Below are 17,879 nucleotides of genomic sequence, written 5' to 3'. Positions count from 1 at the left end.
ACGCCAGATCATAACCAGGGCGCCACACCGCGACTCACTAATTCCAGCAACGTGGCCCAGGGCGGCAGCCACGGCGCCAGCGCAATGCCCAACAGCAGCCACAGAACGGCGTTGCCAGGTTCGCGATAATCGAAGAGTTTGAAGGCGGTACCGAAGGAACGTTTGAGCCGTGAACCGACCAGGTCGACGCTGTACAACTCGTCGAGCAACAGATGGATCAACGCCCCTCCGCTCAATGCCAGGCCCTGGATCCAGGCCATCGGTGCCGGCTGGTCCAGCAGATGAAAACTCATCGCCGCCGTGCCCATGCCGCAAAGAAAACTCGCCAGCAACGAATGCCAGATGCCGCGATGCACCGTGAAGCGCTTGAAGATTGCGCCAGCCAAGTAGCGTACGCCGAGATATAAACCGCCACATGCCAGCACCAACGGCCCCGGCGCCAGGCGCGATTGCAGCCATAGCGCGCCGGCGATCACTGCGAGGACGGCCAACAGGGTGAAGATCAGACGAATGGCATACGAATGATCGGAGTCGATATCGGGCAGGATGCCGCCAAACGCCGTCAATACTGCCAGGGGCCAGCCCTCGTTGAAGCTCCAGAGGCTTGCCTGCCAGCCGGCATAGGCCGCCAACGCGCCGCCGCCCAGGGCAACGCCGAAATGTGTGCGAAAGTTGGCCATGGCCCGCCCGAGACGCCCTCGACAATACTGGATGAAAAACCAGATTATGGGGCTTCATGACGAGACAAAACAATGCGTTAAGCGAGAAAATACCGCCTCGGGTAAGCCTGGCACTCCTGGCGTGTCATTATACGGGTGGCTGGGCCAGGTACTCGTCCTTGAGTTTCACGTAATTCCCCGCCGTATAGGTGAAGAACGCACGCTCGGCCTCCTTGAGCGCCCTGAGCGGCTTCGCGGGATTGCCCGCATAGACGTATCCACTTTCCAGGTGCTTGCCCGGCGTTACCAATGCGCCGGCGGCGATGATCACCTCGTCCTCGACGACGACGCCGTCCATGACCGTGGCACCCATGCCCACCAGCACGCGGCTACCGATGGTGCAACCATGCAGCAGCGCCTTGTGGCCCACCGTCACATCGTCGCCGAGCGTCAACGGATAGCCCTCGGGGTTGTAATCGCTGGCATGGGTAATATGCAACACGCTGCCATCCTGAATGCTGCACCGCGCGCCGATACGGATACGATGCATATCGCCACGAATCACGGTCATCGGCCATACCGAGCAGTCATCACCCAAAGTGACATCGCCCAGCACGACACACATGGGGTCGATATAGACCCGCGCCCCCAGACGCGGCGTCGTTCCTTTGAACGTCCGTAGTGTCATCCACTCTCTCCTTTATTCAATGCGTGGTGGCCAAACAACTCACGATCGGCGGGCATCACCATAGCGCCGACAACAGCACGATGACGACCAAAGGGATCGACACGTAACGCACCAACCCACGCCACAGCCGAAACCCGCCAGGCCCTGCATCCAGCGCCCGCATGGCCGTGCTCGCCGGCATGACCCAGGCAGCGAAGATAGCGATCAACAACCCGCCGATGGGCAGAAAGAACTCCAGTGGCACGGTCGTCACTAGTTCGAAGAAATTCATGCCCGCCAGCCATGTCACCTCCGACAGACTCGAGAATGAGAACACTGACAGCAAGCCGACCAACCACACCAAGGAGCCGATCAACGCCGCCGCCTTGCCGCGTTTGAGGCCTGCATCGGTGAGGATCGCCACCAACGGCTCGGCCAGGTTGATCGACGAGGTCCATGTCGCCAGCAGCAGCAACAGGAAGAAAACACCCAACCACAACGGCCCGCCCGGCAGATCAGCGAAGGCGATGGGCAAGGTCACGAACATCAATCCCGGCCCTTCGGCAGGATCCATGCCCTGCGAGAACACCACCGAGAAAATCGCGATGCCCGCGAGCAACGCCACGGCGACATCCAGCACCGCCACCGCCGCCACGGCACGCGGCAAGCTTTGGTGATCGGGCATATAGGCCCCATAGGCCATCAGCGCGCAGGCGCCTACCGCCAGGGTAAAGAAGGCGTGGCCCATGGCATTGAGTACCACGCTCAAGGTGATTGCCTCGAGATCGGGCGTGAACAGCCACGCCATCGCGGTGCCGAAACCGTCGGTGGTCACGGCGTAACCGACCAGCACCACCAGCAAGATGTAGAGTAGCGGCATCAGCAGGTTGTTGAGTCGCTCCAAACCGCCGGAAATACCCGCCGCTACTACCGAAATGGTCAGCAATATGAACAACGTATGGTTGAACGTCATGCGCAGCGGATCGGCGAGGAAAGCATCGAAACTGGCGCCGATCTCATCCGGCGTGCGGCCGCTGAAGTTGCCGTTGACCGACTCGATCAGATACTCGATCGACCATCCCGAGACCACCGAATAGAACGATAGAATGAAGAACACCGTCACCGCGCCGAACAGCCCCAGCCAACGCCAATGCGGCGACACTCCCGCCTGGCGCGCCAGATGCGCCAGGGCATGTATCGGCCCGCGTCGTCCGGCACGCCCCACGAGGATCTCGGCGATCATGATCGGCAGTCCCAGGACCAGCACGAACACCACATACAGCAACAGGAATGCCGCCCCGCCGTTTTCGCCCGTCATGTAGGGAAAGCGCCAGATATTGCCCAGGCCCACAGCCGCCCCGGTCACCGCGAGAATGAAAGCACGTCGCGACCCCCAGCGTTCCAGCGTTTCACTCATGGCGTTGTACCCTTGATTATGATCTGGCGCCCCACACGGCGCCACAAGCGCCAAGCCTAGCAGGCGCGCGGTTGGCGGCCAATTGCTCCGACATTGAAAGCAGCCGGGCCCACCCCCATTTATGCTTCATCCACACGTTCATATTGAGGTGCCCATGTCACGCAACCCCTTGCTCGAATCGCATGCCCTACCGCCGTTCGATGACATCCAGCCCGAGCATGTGGTGCCGGCTATCGAGCAGCTTCTGGCGGAGAATCGCCGTGACATCGAGGCCCTCGCCAACCAGACGCAAGTCAGTTGGGACAACCTCGCAGCGCCGCTCGAGGCCCTCAACGACCGCCTCTCGCAGGCCTGGTCGCCGGTGTCGCACCTCAATTCCACCATGAACAACGACGCGCTGCGCGACGCCTATCAAGCGTGTCTCGCCATGCTTTCCGACTACAGTACTTGGCTGGGCCAGCATCAAGGCCTCTTCGACGCCTTCACGCGCCTCAAGGAAAGCGACGAGTACGCCCGTCTTGAGGAAGGTCAGCAACGCTCCATCGACAATACCCTGCGTGATTTCCGCCTCGCCGGTGTCGATCTAGCCGAGGACAAGAAGCACCGCTACGGCGAGATTCAGGCACGCTTGTCGGAACTGGCCAACACCTTCTCCAACCATGTGCTCGACGCCACCCAGGCATGGCACAAGGACCTACCCGACGACTCGCGCCTGGCCGGCCTGCCGGCAAGCGCACTGGCCACACTCAAGGCCAACGCCGAGGCCAAGGACGTCGAGGGGTATCGCATCACGCTCGATTTCCCGAGCTTCTACCCGGTGCTTTCCTTCGCCGACGACCGTGCGCTACGCGAGGAAGTCTATACCGCCTTCGTGACCCGAGCCTCGGACAAGGGCCCGGATGCCGGTCGCTTCGACAACGCGCCGATCATCGAGGAAAGCTTACGGTTGCGCCGCGAGCTAGCCGAACTGCTCGGGTTTGCCACCTATGCCGATTATTCACTGGCCACCAAGATGGCCGACTCGCCCGAGCAAGTGCTAGGCTTCCTCGACGATCTGGCCGAACGCGCGCACCCCCAGGCCCAGCGCGAATTCAACGAACTCGAAGCCTTCGCCCGCGAATCGCTGGGGCTCGAGTCGCTCGCGCCCTGGGATGTCGGCTACGCCAGCGAGAAGCTCCGCGAAGCGCGCTACGCCATCTCGCAAGAACAGCTACGCCCCTATTTCCCGGCCCCCAAGGTCATCGAGGGGCTTTTCCAGGTGACCGGCACGCTCTACGGCATCCGCTTCGCCGAGCGCGACGACGTGCCGCGCTATCACGCCGACGTACGCTATTTCGAGATTCTCGACGGCGACACACCGATCGCCGGCTTCTATCTCGATCTGTACGCCCGCGAGGGCAAGCGTGGCGGGGCCTGGATGGACGAGTGCCGCGTGCGCCGCACCCGCGAGGACGGCAGCCTGCAATTGCCGGTCGCCTACCTGACCTGCAACTTCACGCGTCCCGTGGGCGGCAAGCCGGCGCTACTCACCCATGACGAAGTGCTGACGCTGTTCCACGAGTTCGGCCACGGCCTGCATCACATGCTGACACGCCAGACCGTCGCCGATGTCTCCGGCATCAACGGCGTCGCCTGGGACGCGGTCGAGCTCCCCAGCCAGTTCATGGAGAACTTCTGCTGGGAGCGCGAGGGGCTGGACATGATCGCCGCGCATGTCGATACCGGCGAGAAACTGCCCGACGCCCTGCTCGACAAGTTGCAAGCCGCGCGCAACTTCCAGTCGGCCATGGGCATGACGCGCCAACTCGAGTTGTCACTGTTCGACTTCCGCCTGCACCATGAACTCAAAGCACCCGACGCCGGCCAGATCCAGTCCCTGCTCGACGACGTGCGCGACAAGACCACCGTCACGCCACGTGTCGATTTCAACCGTTTCCAGAACGGCTTCGGGCACATCTTCGCCGGCGGCTACGCGGCGGGCTATTACAGCTACAAGTGGGCGGAGGTGCTCTCGGCGGATGCCTATAGCGCCTTCGAAGACGCCGGCATCTTCGATGCCGCGACGGGCAAGCGTTTCCGCCAGGAAATTCTCGAGCGCGGTGGTTCGCGCGACGCCGCCGCGCTGTTCAGCGCCTTTCGCGGCCGCGCGCCCAGCATCGAAGCGCTGCTTCGCCACTCCGGCATCGAGAATGCCGACGCGGCCTGATACCGTCTTTTGCAATTCCGCTTTTGCAATTCTTTCCAACCGGGCCACGTGCCCGGTTGCCATCGTGAGAGGACTCCAAGATGACGGCCACCCCCAAGCGTTTCATCGCCGGCGCCATCTGCCCGCGCTGCGCGGCCATGGATCGCATCCGTGCCTGGGAGCAGAACGGCATCCGCTATCGCGAATGCGTGTCCTGCGATTACCTGGAGCAACTGGCCATCGATGAGAATGGCTTCGCCGAAGACATCGCCACACGCGTCAACCAGCCACGCGAGGACGACACGGCCGACGACATCCAGACCGTGCGCCTGATCGATCCGAGTGACGGCAAAACACACTGACCGCGGATCCGCCGTACCGCCACGGTATAAAGCAAGACGCATGAAAAAGGCTCCCGCTGGGGAGCCTTTTCGTTATCTGCCACCGCCTAAAGGGCGATCAATCGGACAAGGTGCCGCACGCGACGCGCTTGCCGCCGCCGCCCAGCTTGGGCTCGTCGGAATAATTGTCGCCACCGGCATGAATCATCACCGCGCGGCCGTCCAAGTCGGAGGCTTCAAGACGCGGTGCCAACACCGGCGTCATGGCGTTACCGTCCTTATCGACCATCAACACCGGCAAATCGCCGAGATGTCCGTCCGTATAGGGCCCTTGGTGCGTGCCCGTGTCTTCGGGATCGTAGTGACCGCCGGCGGCACCGCCCGGCACCGTCTCACCGTCTTGCTCCGACGGCTGGCAACTCGGGTTCATGTGCACGTGAAAACCGTGCATACCTGGTTCAAGGCCCGAAAGATCCGGTGTCAGCAGCAGGCCGTGATCGGTGTCCTCGAGGGTCACGCTGCCCACGCTGTCGCCAGTGCCCTGGGCATTGACCTGATGCATCTCGATATCATGTTCCGCTGCCTGGGCACTTCCCAGCATCAACAGGGCACTGCCGATACCGAGCGCAATACGAGGGGTACGTAGCATGCCTTTCTCCTATCCATGGGTGAGACGTCTACTCTTCCCAGGCTAGATGAAGAGCGCGCCAAACGCCATGCATCAGCTCTCGCAGCGTAGGTTATCGAGCACTCGCAGCGCCGGCGTCGCCTGGTTGAGCGTATAGAAGTGCAGCCCCGGCGCCCCGCCATCGAGCAGGCGCTGACAAAGATTCGATACCACCTCCTCGCCGAAGGCCTGGATGCTTTCGCTATCGTCGCCGTAGGCCTCGAGCTGCTTGCGGATCCAGCGCGGGATGTCCGCCCCGCAGGCGTCCGAGAACCGCGCCAGCTTGGTGTAATTGCTGATCGGCATGATGCCCGGCACGATCGGCGCCTCGACCCCCAGCGCGCGGGCCCGCTCGAGGAAATGGAAGTAGGCGTCGGCGCTGAAGAAGTACTGCGTGATGGCGAGATCGGCACCGGCTTGCATCTTGCGCACGAAATTTTGCAGATCGTGCTCGTAACTGGGCGCCTGGGGATGCACCTCGGGGTACGCCGCCACGGCGATCTGGAAATGATCGCCGGTTTCCTCGCGAATGAACTCGACCAGCTCGTTGGCGTAACGCAGCTCGCCCATCCCTCCCATACCCGAAGGCAGGTCGCCACGCAGCGCGACCAGGTTGGTGATGCCCGCCTCACGGAAACTCGCCAGGCGCTCACGCAACTCACCCTTGTCGCTACCGATGCAGGACAGGTGCGGCGCGGTATCGATGCCGCACTGGCGTACCGTCTTGACGGTCTCGAAGGTTCGCGCCTGGGTCGAGCCTCCGGCGCCGTAGGTCACCGAGAAGAAACGCGGACGCCGCTCGGCAAGCGTGTCACGCACGCCTTTCAGCTTTTCCCGCCCCGCCTCGGTGTTGGGCGGAAAGAATTCGAAGCTGATCCCCAGCGGATGTTCGCGAGTACTCATCGATGCAACCCTCTTCATGACATGGCGTGACCGACATCGGGTCACGTTCGTATTCGATGCCGCGCATTCTGCCGATCCCCGTCCGCGCTGACCAATGAAAGTTTCGCGGCTCGGCATTAATCCGGGTCATGGTGTCCGATGCCCCGTTGCCGGCGTCTCAGGGATGCGTCGAGGATGTCACCTGGCAATCGCCGCCCGTCAGACACGCCTCACCTTCGACTTGCATCGTGGCATGGCTGATCCCGAAGCGTTCCTGCAAGCGCGCATAGGCGGCCTGGAGCATCGCCTGGTGCGACATGTCATCGCGTACCACCAGATGCAGACTCAGCAACGGATCCTGTGGCGTGAGTCCCCAGACATGCAGATCATGCACACTCACCACCCCCTCGATATCTTCCAATGCCGTGCGAATCTTGTCGATGTCGACGCCTTCCGGGGTGCCTTCGAGCAGGGTATGGGCCGAGCGACGCAGAATTTTCCACGCTGCGCGCAGGATCAAGGCCGCGGCCAGCACGGAGAGCAATGGGTCGATGGGCGTCCACCCGGTCAGCATGATCACCAGCGAGGCTGCAATCGCGGCCACCGACCCCAACAGGTCGCCCATCACATGCAACAGCGCCCCACGCAGGTTGAGGTTCTCCTGATCGCCGCCGTGCAGGATCTTGAACACCACGAGATTCACCAGCAAGCCAAGAACCGCGATGACCATCATCGGCCCGGCCAGCACGTCCACCGGCTGGGTGAAACGCTCGATGGCAGCGATAAATATCCATACCGCAATGCCCAACAGCGTCAGTCCATTGATGAAAGCCGCCAACACCTGGAAGCGTTGATAGCCGAACGTACGCCGCTTATCCGGCGCCTTGTCGCCCATGTAGAAGGCAAACAACGCCAGCCCTAGTGAAAAGCTGTCGCTGAACATGTGTCCAGCGTCGGCCAGCAGCGCCAATGATCCCGACACCCAACCGCCGATCGCCTCCGCCAGCATGAAGCCGGCGGTCAGGTACATGGCCAGCTTGACGCGCCTGGCGCTATCGGCGGTAACCGTGGGTGCGTGGTCGTGGTCGTGGTCGTGGTCGTGGTCGTGATGATCATGCACCGCATGATCGTGACCGGAAGACAAATGTCCCATGCCGTCGTGCCTCTGGATGGCTTTTCTCCAGTGTAATGCCTGGAGTGGACTTCAGGGTCAATCCGTCGATCCGTTGCCGCGTCGCGGCACACGTAACCAGCCACTGCCGATGAGCATGCCCAGCGTGATCAGGGCCGCCGCCAATACCAGCCAAGCCGTCGCCGAGGCATAGCCGGTGGCGATCAGCACCAAGGTGGACAACAGCGGCGTGAAATAGGCCAGCAATCCCAGCAAGCGCAAGTCGCCATGTTTCACACCCACGTCCCAGGTAAAGAAGGCACTACCCACCGGACCGAGCCCCAGGCCAATCACGCCCAGCCAACCGATGCCCTGCGGCCAGCGCGAGGGCTCGAACAACCAGTGACATAACGCCGCCAGTATCGCCGTCGCCAGGCAAAAGCCCCCCACGGCCGCCGTGGGCACCGCGCGGTTGGCCCGCGAGAGCACCGAATACCCGCTCCACAGGAAGGCACAGGCGAACGCCGCGACATACCCCAAGGCACTGCCCGAGGCGCTGACATCGCCGCCCACCAGCAAGGCGGCGCCCACGAAGCCCAGCAACGCCCCCACGACGTGGCGCACGCGCAGTCGCTCGCCGGGCAACAGCGCCACGAACAGCACGATCAACAGGGGCCACAGATAGCTGATCAACCCGGCGTTGGCGGGGGGCGCATTCTGCTGGGCGACGAAATACAGGGCGTGATAGCCGAAAAGCCCGCCGACACCCAGCGCCCAGACCCGCGGCGGCTGACGCAGCGGTGCGCGCAGCGACTCGCCACGCACACGCAGCCAGACCATGAAGCACACGAAGGCCAGGCCGAACGCCAGCGCAGTGAGCAGAAACGGCGGCACGGGGCCTGCCAATTGCGTCAACGCCGCCAACAAGGCCCAGTTGAGCACAGTGGTGGCGCCGATCAGCGTGGCCCGACGAGACGCGGAATCCTCGATCGACATGATGACTCCCTTTGCAGATGCGAACGTCCGTCCAGGTTGCCACGCGTGCGGCACACAAACTTGTAGAATCCTGACCCAGGGCTGCCCAACAAGTCGCATAACGGGCATCATGTAGGCTCATCATCAGGAAGTGTGCATGTCCCAAGTCGATCTTTCTCAACCGCTATGGATGCTGCTGATCTTCGTGGCACTGGGCTGGCTCTGCGCGCGGCGTCTCGCCGTCGACCCACGCCCCATCGCCACGCTGTTGATCTATCTCATCGCACCGCTGACGTTCTTTCGCGGGCTCTATCTGGGCGAGCCCTCTCCCGCCTTGCTGGGTCTGACGGCGGGCATGTTCGCACTAGCCAGCGTTCTGTGTCTGGCGACTCACGCCATCGTGCGGCGTTACTTCGCCCCACAGGAAGCCGCGCTGCTGGCGTTTTCCGCCGGCACCGGCAACACCGGCTACTTCGGGCTCCCCCTGGCCATGGCGCTGCTCCCGCCGGAGGGCGTCGCCGCTTACCTGTTCTGTTTGCTGGGCATCACGCTGTTCGAATTCAGCGTGGGGTTTTACATCAGCGCCCGTGGGCAATTCTCGGTCCGCGAGAGCCTCGGCAAAATCGTCCGCCTGCCGTTGCTCTACGCCTTTCTGGCAGCGCTGGTCGCCTCGCGTCTGCCCTGGTCGGTGCCCGGTGCCGTGATCGAAGGACTCGACTACTTCCGCGCCAGCTATACCGTGCTTGGCATGATGATCATCGGCATGACGCTAGGCGGCGTCTCGATGCGCGCGTTCGATGTCCGCTTTCTGGGTGCCAGCATCGCCGCGCGCTACGTGATGTGGCCCTTGGTGATGCTGGGCCTCGTGCTCGCCCTGCAAACGACAATAGGCATCTCGTCGACGCTGGCCGGTGCACTGCTATTGCTCGGTGTGGTGCCCATGGCGGCCAATGTCGTGGTCATCGCCATGGAACTGAACATCCGTCCCGCCAAGGGCGCCATCGCCGTGCTGCTGACGACCGTGGCGGCGCCGCTGATCATTCCGCCTTATCTCGGTATTCTCTGGCGGATCGCCGGACTCGGTTAACGAGCCGGCTACCGTTAATCTGCCGACTGGCGACGTTGCCGCCACTCGCGGGGTGACAACGCATGACGAGCGCGGAAGGCGCGCGAAAAATGCGCGCTGTCGTGAAAGCCGCATGCCTGGGCGATCTCGGTGAGAGGACGATGGGGATCCTGCATCAGTGCACAGGCGCGCTGCAGGCGGCGCTCGATCAACCAGGCATGTGGCGAGATACCGGTGAGGGCGCGAAAACGCCGTGCGAACGCCGCCTCCGTCATGTGGCAGCGCGCCGCCCAGTCACGCACACGCCAGGGCGCCGCCAGATCCGCCTCGATCACCGGCAACAAATGCAGCAAGCGCAGACGCGGCTGGGTATGCATCGCGCGTCCCTGCTCGAGCAGCACATGCAGTCGCCGCGCCAGCACTTCGGGACGTGCGTCGACGAGCGCAGCGATATCCGCACGCGCCATCGACGGCAGACAGCACGACGTGACATCGCCAAGTCCCGCCGCTTCGCACCAGTCAACGGGTAGATCGAGCACCAGCGTGCGGTTGTGGCCCGGCGCCAGATAGTGGTGCTCGTTGCCACTGGCGATAGTGACGAGCCGCCCCGCATCCACGTGCGCGCCACGTCCGCCAGCTTCCAGTTCGACAACGCCTTCGAGCCCGATCAGCCATTGGTGGAAACCATGGCGATCGGTCAGCACCCGGTCCGGGTAGCAGCGCGTCTCGGCGGTGGGCAACAAGCATTCATTCGACATGGCAGCGGCTCATCTCAATCGGCCAGGACCCAGCCGGCCGCGCCATAGACACCGGCACCGACCAACGTGGCCAGCCCCACGTTAGGCGTCAAACGCTGCACCAGCAACACCGCCGCCGCGCCCAGCGCCAAGCGTACCCCGCCGCGCCAGTGTGGTGCCTGCCACCATAGATCGCTCACCGAGAGAACGATCAACGCCGCAATGGCGGCAAGCCCCAACGCCCCGAGAAAGCGATTCAGCCTGCCTTCACCACGCGCCAGGCGCGTCCCGGAAAGCAGCGGCAGGTAACGTATCAAAAACGTGCCCGCCCCGGCCGCGATCACGATGCCCCACCATGTCATGTCGTCGCCTCCTGAGAGCATTCGGCCCGGAGTCGACGACTACCCACCAGGGCGCCCGCCAGCATGCCGACCAGCATGGCCACATGCCCCGGCCACCACACCATTGCCAATAGCGTGGCACCAGCCGCGACCGCCACCACCGGCCATCGTGCGCGACGCCACGCCTGCGCCAGCAAGGCCAGAAACAGCGCGGGCAGCACGAAGTCGAGTGCCTGTGCCACGTAGCCGCCATCGCTTGCCCAACCCGCCCCCACGCTGGCGCCCAGCGCCGTACCGCCGACCCAGGCCAGATAGGCGCCCGATGCCAGGCCCAGGCACCACGCTGGCTCGAGGGGCCGCGACGCTCCTTTGGCCATCGCCGTGGCGAAGACTTCATCGGTCAGCCCGAACGCCAGCCAGGGCGCCAGGCGACGCGGCAATGCCACGAGACGTGTCGCCAAGGCCGGCCCGTAGAACAAATGGCGTAGATTCATCATCAACACCGCTGATAACACTGTGAGCCCGCCACTGCCCGCCGCCATCATCGCCACCATCACGAACTGGCTGGCGCCGGCGAAGACCAGCAACGAAATACCTACGGCCTGCCAGGGTGTCAGCCCGGACTGCACGGCGATGACCCCAAACGAGAACGCGATCGGCGCATAGCCGACGACCAGCGATAGGCTCTCGTGCAGGCCCCGGCCGGCCGCACGCCAGGGCGACAAAATTGCCCGTTCAAGACTCATTGAGCCATCTCGTCATGCGGATACACGATGCTGACCACGAGTCGCGTAGTGTCCAGCAGCGCTTCATAGCGGTGCTCGACATCCGCCGCGAACACGTGCTCTTCGCCCGGCCGACAAACGGCCAGCGCATGGAGCGCTCCCACCCGCAACGTGCCCTCGACCACCATGACATGCTCCCGCACGCCTCGCGGATGCGCCCGCGAGGTTTTTATCTCCCCCGGTGCCAGGTGCATGAGATAGACCTCTACCCGAGGCGACTGTTGCCCGCGCACCATCAGTTGTACACCGCCTCCACCGGGTTCGCTGACGGTCATACCCTCTTCGCTCTCGGCGAGCAGCTCGCTGAAAGCCACGCCCAGCGTATTGGCGAGTGTCCATAGCGTTTCGATGGTGGGATTCCCCTTGCCGGCCTCGAGCTGCGAGAGCGTCGACTTGCTGATCGCGGCACGCTCGGCCAGCGCGCTCAATGAATATCCCCGCGCCTCGCGAAGGCGGCGCACGTTAGCGACGATGACAGGACTCGGTGACGGCATGGTTTTGTTTACCAAAAAGAACGCTTTCGTTCTTTTTAACGAACAAGACATCAAAAAACAAGGGCGCCACGTTGGCGCCCCTGATTCTCAACACACATTATCGTCATGCGCTATAACCCACTCGTCACGCCGTCGCGGGTTGCGTCTGCTTGGCCAGCAGGAACAAGACGGCCGTGATGGCCGCACCGACAACATCGCTGAGCAAGCCAGGATAGATCAATGTCAGCGCCCCCACCGCTGCCAGCAGACGCCAGAACGGATTGAGCGGCCGGCGCAGATAGCCTTCCACCGCCACGGCCAGCAACAAGACGCCGACCACGCCGGTGACGACCACCCACAGGATATTACCCAGCGTGGCGTCGATCATCAGCATGCTGTGCGCGAACACGAACATGTAGGGCACCACGAAACCGGCAACGGCCAGTTTCATGGCCTGGAATCCCGTGGCATTGGGCGAGCCACCGCTGATGCCGGCGCCAGCATAGGCCGCCAGGGCCACCGGCGGCGTCAGGTTGGCGAACAACCCGAAGTAGAACACGAACATGTGCGCCACGAAGATCGCTGTCTCGTTGCTGCCCGCCAGCTCACGGAACAGCGGCAGGTTAAGCAGGATCGGCGCCGCCATGGTACTGGTAATGATGTAGGTGGGAATGCTCGGCAGCCCCATGCCCAGCACGATGGACGCGAGCATGGTCAGAAATAGCGTGACCAGTAGCTGAATCATGGGGATCGGAATCTGCTGCCCCAGGGTGACCACAGCATCGGCAGCGTCCAGGGCGATGCCGGTGAGCGTGGCGATCCCCACGATGATACCCACCGCGCCACAGGCGACCGCCACGGGAATGGCGTTGCGCACCCCGTCGTGCATGGCATCGCGACACTCGGCGATATCCATTTTCTCCGCCACCAGACCGAGCTTGGCACGCACGGCGTTGAGCGCCACCGGCACCGCAATGATCAGGAACAGTGACCAGCGACTCACCGGCATGCTGGGCTGCGCATAACCGGCAAACAATGCCCGCAATTGCGGCTCGAAGATCAACAGCGCCAGAATCGCGCTGACACCCACGGTGACCCGACGCGTGCCGCAGATCAGCACAGTGGCGGCAACCGACCAGAAAGCCGCAAAGAACGGTGCCCGACCATCGAACAGCAGCCACAGCAGCACCACCATCGGCACCAGCAGATGACCGCGCTTGAGCATCACGGCCTTGAGCGGCGTCAGCTCGGAGCGCGGGATCCCCTCGAGGCCATTGCGCAGAGCACGCAGGTGCACCTGGAACAACACGCCCAGGTAAAACAGCAACGCCGGGATGATCCCGGCCAGTACCACCTGGGTGTAAGGCACCGACAGGACTTCCGCCATGATAAAGGCGGCCGCGCCCATGATCGGCGGCAGGATCTGTCCGCCGACACTCGCCGAGGCCTCGACGGCCCCCGCGAAATTCGGCTTGTAACCGGTGCGCTTCATCAACGGGATGGTGAAGGCCCCCGTGGTCACCACATTGGCGATCGCCGACCCATTGATCGAGCCCAGAAAGCCGCTGGCGATGACCGCGACCTTGGCCGGTCCGCCGCGTGTGTGTCCCGCCACGGCGAGTGCCAAGTCGTTGAACAACTGGCCCAGTCCCGACTTGCCCAGGAAGGCGCCGAACAAAATGAACAGGATGATGTAGCTGGCCGAGACGCCGATGGCGGTACCCAGCAGACCCTCGGTGATAAACACCAGGTGCGACATGATCTGCCGGCAGGTCGCCAGAATGACCGACTCGTTCAACTGCGGGTAGAACGACAACTTGGCGTAGAAGCCGTAGGCCAGGAAAATCGTCGCCAGTAGCGTCAACCCCCACCCCGTCGCGCGCCTGGTGGCATCGAGTACCAGCAGGATGGCCACAAAGCCCACCAGCATGTCGATATCGTTGATGCGTCCCGCCGAGGCAATGACGCGATCGGACACCATCAGCATGTAAACGCCGACGCCAAACGCCAGCACCGCGAGGATGACATCTCCCCACGGCACCCGGTCACGCGCACCCTTGCGGGTCAACGGGTAGAGAATGAACGTCAGGCCCAGCAGTGTATACAAGTGGATACTCCGCTGCGCCACATCGACCAGCGGCCCCGCGAACGAGGTATACAGGTGAAATAGTGCCAGCAATACCGCCAGGACGGTGACGAACTTGAGCACCAGTCCCGGCAAGGCATCGCGCACCAGACTTTCACGATCGAACTTTTCCAGTGCTTCCTGGACCGCCTTGTCATTACCATCGGCGGCTGATGCACTTTTATCTTGAGACATAGGGATTTTCATCCTCGCAAGGCGAGTCATTACGACAACCAGGGCCTCACCAATGCCGGCAATACTCGCCAGAGTGGGGCCCTGCGGACGCTAAACGTGTAAATCGGCGGCGGAGAGGCATGCGATAACGCGAACATGTGCCCGGCATAGCGCATGCGATAATGCTCGGCGGCGGCTGCCTGGACGGCGAGAGGGTCGACGACGCGGTCGATGCCCGTCATCACCACCCAACCATCCTCGAGGTGTGTTTCCTTGCCTGCCGATGCCGGGACGCCGGCCCCAAAGGTCTTGAAACGGGTGCCAGTGATCTCGATCGCGCCACCAGCGGTCACCTCGAACCACTCCTCCCAATCTTCCTTCTCGACAGAGTGCGTCCAGCGCAAGGTGAACGATGTCCCCTCCCAGCCTGGGAAGGCATAGCGCCATTGCGATCCTTCACGGACCGCCAACCAAGGCCATGGATACAATACGGTGGCGATCGCCATGATCGCCACCGTGCTGACGATCCACCAACGCTTACGCGGCATAGTGCATCACACCGCCAGGCCTGGCATCAGGATTGCGCGTCGTCGGCGCTATCCTCGCTCGAGGCGTTGTCGGCATCACCGTTCTCTGAGGACAACGAGTCGTAGAATTCCTGAGCCCCCGGATGCACCGGCGCCACCAGGTTCTGGTTCATGCTGTCAGGGTCGAACTGCTTGAGAGCGCCGACCGAGACGTTCTCGGAGTTGAGATAATCATAGAAGCGCCGAGTCAGCTCTTCGGCGACATCATCGCGCATATCGCCGCTAACGATCAGCATGTTGCGAATCGCCACGGTGTCGACTTCTTCGCCGAGATCATAACGCTCGGGCGCGCCCGCCGGCAGTGTATACGTCTCGTAATACGGATAGGCTTCCAGCAGCTTGTCCGCCACGTCACCGCTCACCGGTACGAAGGTGATGTCGGTGCTTTGCATCAACCCAGTGATGCTCGAGTTGGGTACCCCGGAGGTAAAGAAAGCGGCATCAATGTTGCCGTTGCTCATGCCGGTCACGCTATCGGCATATCCGGTATGGCTGACCTGTGCCAGGTCGTCATAGCTCAAGCCGGCGGACTCGATCACCTTGGCGGCACTCTGCTCGACGCCGGAACCGACCTTACCCACGCCGACACGCTTGCCTTCGAGATCGGCAATGCTCTCGATGCCACTATCTTCGGTGGCCACGACCTGCACCACGTTGGGATAAAGCCCGGCGAGCGCCTGAATGTCGGCGGGATCACCATCGAACTGGTTTTCGCCGTTGACGGCATCATAGGCGACATCGCTCATCACGATGGCGATCTGATTGAGACCATCGGTGATGTTGTTGATGTTCTGCACGGACGCGCCGGTGGAAACGACCTGAACGCCATCGACGAGATCGCTGGCCTCGAAGACGCCCTTCAGGGCTCCGCCGATGGGATAGTAGGTACCGCCCGTGCCCCCGGTGCCGAAGATCAAGTTGACCGGCTCGACACTCGCGGTCTACTTGTCACCTTCGCCATTGGTGTCACTGGCATTGTCCGATGCCTGCTCTTCGGAGGCCTGCGAGCTCGTCTCGCCGTTTTGCGTCGCTTCCTCGGTATCGGAGTCACTTCCGTCGTCACCGCAACCAGCCAGCAGGGCACCGGAAAGGCCCAACGCAGCCGCCAGCATCAAAGTACGAGTCGCCATAGCGCATCCACCCCTTGATTATCCACGATCCCGTGGTTATTGAATTGTCGGCCCCCTAGCTTACGAGCCGCAGCGAGGGGATACCATGGCGACACCCCATCTTACGACTAAAGTAGCAATCTGCGTCCATAGCCACACTGCGTCGGCTGAACGGGCTCCAACACAAAACCCCCGGAAGGCCGGGGGTTTCGTATCCTGCAATCGCTTACAGAATTATCAAAGGCCAGCCGCTTGACGTAGCGCTTCGGCACGGTCGGTCTTTTCCCAGGGGAACGCCGTGAAGGTCTCGGTCTTCTTCTCGCCGTTGGCATCGGTCCAGGTGTAGCTGTGCTCGAACGGTTCGCGACCGAAGTGACCGTAAGCCGCCGTTAGCTGATACATGGGATGTAGCAGGTTAAGCATGCTGGTAATCGCGTTCGGACGCAGGTCGAAGTGCTCGCGAATCAGTTCGACGATCTTGGCATCGCTGATCTTGCCAGTGCCGAAGGTATCCACCGAGACGGAAGTCGGCTCGGCCACACCGATGGCGTAGGAGATCTGAATCTCGCAGCGCTCGGCGAGACCGGCGGCGACGATGTTCTTGGCGACGTAACGTCCGGCATAGGCAGCGCTACGGTCGACCTTCGAGGGGTCCTTGCCCGAGAATGCCCCGCCACCATGACGCGCCATACCGCCGTAGGTATCGACGATGATCTTGCGCCCTGTCAGACCGCAGTCACCCACCGGACCACCGATGACGAAGTTGCCGGTCGGATTGATGTGGTACTTGGTGTTCTCGGTCAACCATTCAGCGGGAATCACTTGCTCAATGATCTCGCGCTTGACCATGTCACGCAGTTCATCCTGATCGATGTCAGGATCGTGCTGCGTGGACAGCACGATGGCATCGACGCTGCACGGCTTGCCCTGTGCATCGTAGCGGAATGTCAACTGGCTCTTGGCATCCGGACGCAACCACGGCAGCAAGCCATGCTTGCGCAGCTCGGCCTGGCGCTCCACCAGACGGTGGGAATAGTGAATCGGCGCCGGCATGTAGGAATCGGTCTCGTCGGTGGCGTAGCCGAACATCAGCCCCTGATCGCCCGCACCCTGATCTTCGGGCTTGGAGCGATCGACGCCCTGGGCGATATCCACGCTCTGCTTGCCGATCAGATTGAGTACACCACAGGTGTTGCCGTCGAAGCCCACATCCGAAGAGGTGTAACCGATATCGTTGATGACGTTACGTACCAAGTCTTCCAGATCGACCCAGGCGGCCGTAGTGATCTCACCGGCGACGATGGCGACACCGGTCTTGACCATGGTTTCACAGGCTACGCGTGCCTGCTTGTCGCGGGCGATGATGGCATCCAGCACCGCATCGGAAATCTGATCGGCGATCTTGTCCGGGTGCCCCTCGGAGACAGACTCGGAAGTAAACAGGGAGTATTCGCTCATGGCGTCCTCGACTCTCTCTATTACATGCTGGCGAGCCGGAACACGACCGCCATCGTTAAGGAGATGAAATCACGTCGTCAGCCAATGGCGATGTCGGCACGACGCATGACAGGTCCGGCG

Annotated in this window: 19 protein-coding genes; 3 read left to right on the top strand and 16 right to left on the bottom strand. The window is 62.6% G+C overall.

The features are described 5' to 3' along the window. Positions 1 to 8: 8 nt before the first annotated feature. The 3 genes from L1073_RS09105 to L1073_RS09095 form a co-directional block, all read right to left on the bottom strand. Positions 9 to 680, bottom strand: a complete 672-nt coding sequence (locus L1073_RS09105) for a metal-dependent hydrolase (RefSeq protein WP_246898636.1) — start codon at positions 678 to 680, stop codon at positions 9 to 11. Between the two features lie 127 nt (positions 681 to 807). Further along, entirely contained in the window at positions 808 to 1,347 is a 540-nt protein-coding gene (locus tag L1073_RS09100) for a gamma carbonic anhydrase family protein (RefSeq protein WP_246898634.1), read from the bottom strand. Between the two features lie 55 nt (positions 1,348 to 1,402). Beyond that, the gene (locus L1073_RS09095; protein WP_246898632.1) at positions 1,403 to 2,743 is read right to left on the bottom strand and encodes a sodium-dependent transporter; all 1,341 of its coding nucleotides are present in this window, start codon (positions 2,741 to 2,743) and stop codon (positions 1,403 to 1,405) included. A 154-nt stretch (positions 2,744 to 2,897) separates the two neighbouring features. Here L1073_RS09095 and prlC point away from each other — a divergent pair, with 154 nt between their 5' ends. Both prlC and L1073_RS09085 read left to right on the top strand, forming a co-directional pair. Then, positions 2,898 to 4,949, top strand: a complete 2,052-nt coding sequence (gene prlC, locus L1073_RS09090) for an oligopeptidase A (RefSeq protein ID WP_246898631.1) — start codon at positions 2,898 to 2,900, stop codon at positions 4,947 to 4,949. 80 nt (positions 4,950 to 5,029) lie between these two features. Beyond that, positions 5,030 to 5,290, top strand: a complete 261-nt coding sequence (locus tag L1073_RS09085; protein WP_246898630.1) for a YheV family putative zinc ribbon protein — start codon at positions 5,030 to 5,032, stop codon at positions 5,288 to 5,290. Between the two features lie 97 nt (positions 5,291 to 5,387). Here the strand turns inward: L1073_RS09085 and sodC are convergent, their stop codons facing one another. The 4 genes from sodC to yddG all read right to left on the bottom strand — a co-directional run bounded on the left by sodC (position 5,388) and on the right by yddG (position 8,925). Continuing rightward, complete coding sequence (gene sodC, locus L1073_RS09080) at positions 5,388 to 5,918, bottom strand: superoxide dismutase [Cu-Zn] SodC (protein ID WP_246898628.1); 531 nt, start codon at positions 5,916 to 5,918, stop codon at positions 5,388 to 5,390. 72 nt (positions 5,919 to 5,990) lie between these two features. Continuing rightward, entirely contained in the window at positions 5,991 to 6,839 is an 849-nt protein-coding gene (gene metF / locus L1073_RS09075) for a methylenetetrahydrofolate reductase [NAD(P)H] (RefSeq protein WP_246898627.1), read from the bottom strand. A gap of 157 nt (positions 6,840 to 6,996) precedes the next feature. Further along, positions 6,997 to 7,971: a cation diffusion facilitator family transporter gene (locus tag L1073_RS09070; protein ID WP_246898625.1), complete on the bottom strand. Its 975-nt coding sequence runs from the start codon at positions 7,969 to 7,971 to the stop codon at positions 6,997 to 6,999. Between the two features lie 57 nt (positions 7,972 to 8,028). Continuing rightward, entirely contained in the window at positions 8,029 to 8,925 is an 897-nt protein-coding gene (gene yddG, locus L1073_RS09065; protein WP_246898623.1) for an aromatic amino acid exporter YddG, read from the bottom strand. A 136-nt stretch (positions 8,926 to 9,061) separates the two neighbouring features. On the opposite strand from yddG, the gene L1073_RS09060 reads away from it, so the two are divergent. Next, positions 9,062 to 9,991 (top strand): AEC family transporter, encoded by a 930-nt coding sequence (locus tag L1073_RS09060; protein WP_246898621.1) that lies wholly within the window; start codon positions 9,062 to 9,064, stop codon positions 9,989 to 9,991. A 14-nt stretch (positions 9,992 to 10,005) separates the two neighbouring features. On the opposite strand, the gene L1073_RS09055 is transcribed toward L1073_RS09060, so the two are convergent. The 9 genes from L1073_RS09055 to metK all read right to left on the bottom strand — a co-directional run bounded on the left by L1073_RS09055 (position 10,006) and on the right by metK (position 17,759). Further along, positions 10,006 to 10,728, bottom strand: a complete 723-nt coding sequence (locus L1073_RS09055) for a helix-turn-helix transcriptional regulator (protein WP_246898620.1) — start codon at positions 10,726 to 10,728, stop codon at positions 10,006 to 10,008. Positions 10,729 to 10,742: 14 nt separating this feature from the next. Then, positions 10,743 to 11,069: an AzlD domain-containing protein gene (locus tag L1073_RS09050; protein ID WP_246898618.1), complete on the bottom strand. Its 327-nt coding sequence runs from the start codon at positions 11,067 to 11,069 to the stop codon at positions 10,743 to 10,745. After that, positions 11,066 to 11,794, bottom strand: a complete 729-nt coding sequence (locus L1073_RS09045; RefSeq protein WP_246898616.1) for an AzlC family ABC transporter permease — start codon at positions 11,792 to 11,794, stop codon at positions 11,066 to 11,068. The genes L1073_RS09050 and L1073_RS09045 overlap by 4 nt, the downstream gene beginning before the upstream one ends. Beyond that, positions 11,791 to 12,327 (bottom strand): helix-turn-helix domain-containing protein, encoded by a 537-nt coding sequence (locus L1073_RS09040; RefSeq protein ID WP_246898614.1) that lies wholly within the window; start codon positions 12,325 to 12,327, stop codon positions 11,791 to 11,793. The genes L1073_RS09045 and L1073_RS09040 overlap by 4 nt, the downstream gene beginning before the upstream one ends. A gap of 124 nt (positions 12,328 to 12,451) precedes the next feature. Further along, on the bottom strand, positions 12,452 to 14,626 hold the full coding sequence (locus tag L1073_RS09035) for a TRAP transporter permease (protein ID WP_246898613.1): 2,175 nt from the start codon (positions 14,624 to 14,626) through the stop codon (positions 12,452 to 12,454). A 29-nt stretch (positions 14,627 to 14,655) separates the two neighbouring features. Further along, entirely contained in the window at positions 14,656 to 15,153 is a 498-nt protein-coding gene (locus tag L1073_RS09030; protein WP_246898611.1) for a DUF1850 domain-containing protein, read from the bottom strand. A 26-nt stretch (positions 15,154 to 15,179) separates the two neighbouring features. Further along, positions 15,180 to 16,109, bottom strand: coding sequence for a TAXI family TRAP transporter solute-binding subunit (locus L1073_RS09025; RefSeq protein WP_246898609.1), 930 nt, complete (start codon positions 16,107 to 16,109; stop codon positions 15,180 to 15,182). Positions 16,110 to 16,133: 24 nt separating this feature from the next. Then, on the bottom strand, positions 16,134 to 16,322 hold the full coding sequence (locus L1073_RS09020) for a DUF3180 domain-containing protein (RefSeq protein ID WP_246898607.1): 189 nt from the start codon (positions 16,320 to 16,322) through the stop codon (positions 16,134 to 16,136). Between the two features lie 216 nt (positions 16,323 to 16,538). Further along, a complete protein-coding gene (gene metK, locus L1073_RS09015) occupies positions 16,539 to 17,759 on the bottom strand; it encodes a methionine adenosyltransferase (RefSeq protein ID WP_246898606.1) in 1,221 nt (406 codons plus the stop codon). Positions 17,760 to 17,879 lie beyond the last annotated feature (120 nt).

Source organism: Chromohalobacter nigrandesensis (assembly GCF_023061285.1).
GTDB lineage: Bacteria > Pseudomonadota > Gammaproteobacteria > Pseudomonadales > Halomonadaceae > Chromohalobacter > Chromohalobacter nigrandesensis.
This window is presented reverse-complemented; position numbering and strand designations above follow the sequence as displayed.

What these genes read in the sequence shown, in the direction of transcription:
- L1073_RS09105 (WP_246898636.1), bottom strand. Translation starts at nt 680, where the DNA reads ATGGCCAACTTTCGCACACATTTCGGCGTTGCCCTGGGCGGCGGCGCG.
- L1073_RS09100 (WP_246898634.1), bottom strand. Translation starts at nt 1,347, where the DNA reads ATGACACTACGGACGTTCAAAGGAACGACGCCGCGTCTGGGGGCGCGG.
- L1073_RS09095 (WP_246898632.1), bottom strand. Translation starts at nt 2,743, where the DNA reads ATGAGTGAAACGCTGGAACGCTGGGGGTCGCGACGTGCTTTCATTCTC.
- prlC (WP_246898631.1), top strand. Translation starts at nt 2,898, where the DNA reads ATGTCACGCAACCCCTTGCTCGAATCGCATGCCCTACCGCCGTTCGAT.
- L1073_RS09085 (WP_246898630.1), top strand. Translation starts at nt 5,030, where the DNA reads ATGACGGCCACCCCCAAGCGTTTCATCGCCGGCGCCATCTGCCCGCGC.
- sodC (WP_246898628.1), bottom strand. Translation starts at nt 5,918, where the DNA reads ATGCTACGTACCCCTCGTATTGCGCTCGGTATCGGCAGTGCCCTGTTG.
- metF (WP_246898627.1), bottom strand. Translation starts at nt 6,839, where the DNA reads ATGAGTACTCGCGAACATCCGCTGGGGATCAGCTTCGAATTCTTTCCG.
- L1073_RS09070 (WP_246898625.1), bottom strand. Translation starts at nt 7,971, where the DNA reads ATGGGACATTTGTCTTCCGGTCACGATCATGCGGTGCATGATCATCAC.
- yddG (WP_246898623.1), bottom strand. Translation starts at nt 8,925, where the DNA reads ATGTCGATCGAGGATTCCGCGTCTCGTCGGGCCACGCTGATCGGCGCC.
- L1073_RS09060 (WP_246898621.1), top strand. Translation starts at nt 9,062, where the DNA reads ATGTCCCAAGTCGATCTTTCTCAACCGCTATGGATGCTGCTGATCTTC.
- L1073_RS09055 (WP_246898620.1), bottom strand. Translation starts at nt 10,728, where the DNA reads ATGTCGAATGAATGCTTGTTGCCCACCGCCGAGACGCGCTGCTACCCG.
- L1073_RS09050 (WP_246898618.1), bottom strand. Translation starts at nt 11,069, where the DNA reads ATGACATGGTGGGGCATCGTGATCGCGGCCGGGGCGGGCACGTTTTTG.
- L1073_RS09045 (WP_246898616.1), bottom strand. Translation starts at nt 11,794, where the DNA reads ATGAGTCTTGAACGGGCAATTTTGTCGCCCTGGCGTGCGGCCGGCCGG.
- L1073_RS09040 (WP_246898614.1), bottom strand. Translation starts at nt 12,327, where the DNA reads ATGCCGTCACCGAGTCCTGTCATCGTCGCTAACGTGCGCCGCCTTCGC.
- L1073_RS09035 (WP_246898613.1), bottom strand. Translation starts at nt 14,626, where the DNA reads ATGTCTCAAGATAAAAGTGCATCAGCCGCCGATGGTAATGACAAGGCG.
- L1073_RS09030 (WP_246898611.1), bottom strand. Translation starts at nt 15,153, where the DNA reads ATGCCGCGTAAGCGTTGGTGGATCGTCAGCACGGTGGCGATCATGGCG.
- L1073_RS09020 (WP_246898607.1), bottom strand. Translation starts at nt 16,322, where the DNA reads ATGGCGACTCGTACTTTGATGCTGGCGGCTGCGTTGGGCCTTTCCGGT.
- metK (WP_246898606.1), bottom strand. Translation starts at nt 17,759, where the DNA reads ATGAGCGAATACTCCCTGTTTACTTCCGAGTCTGTCTCCGAGGGGCAC.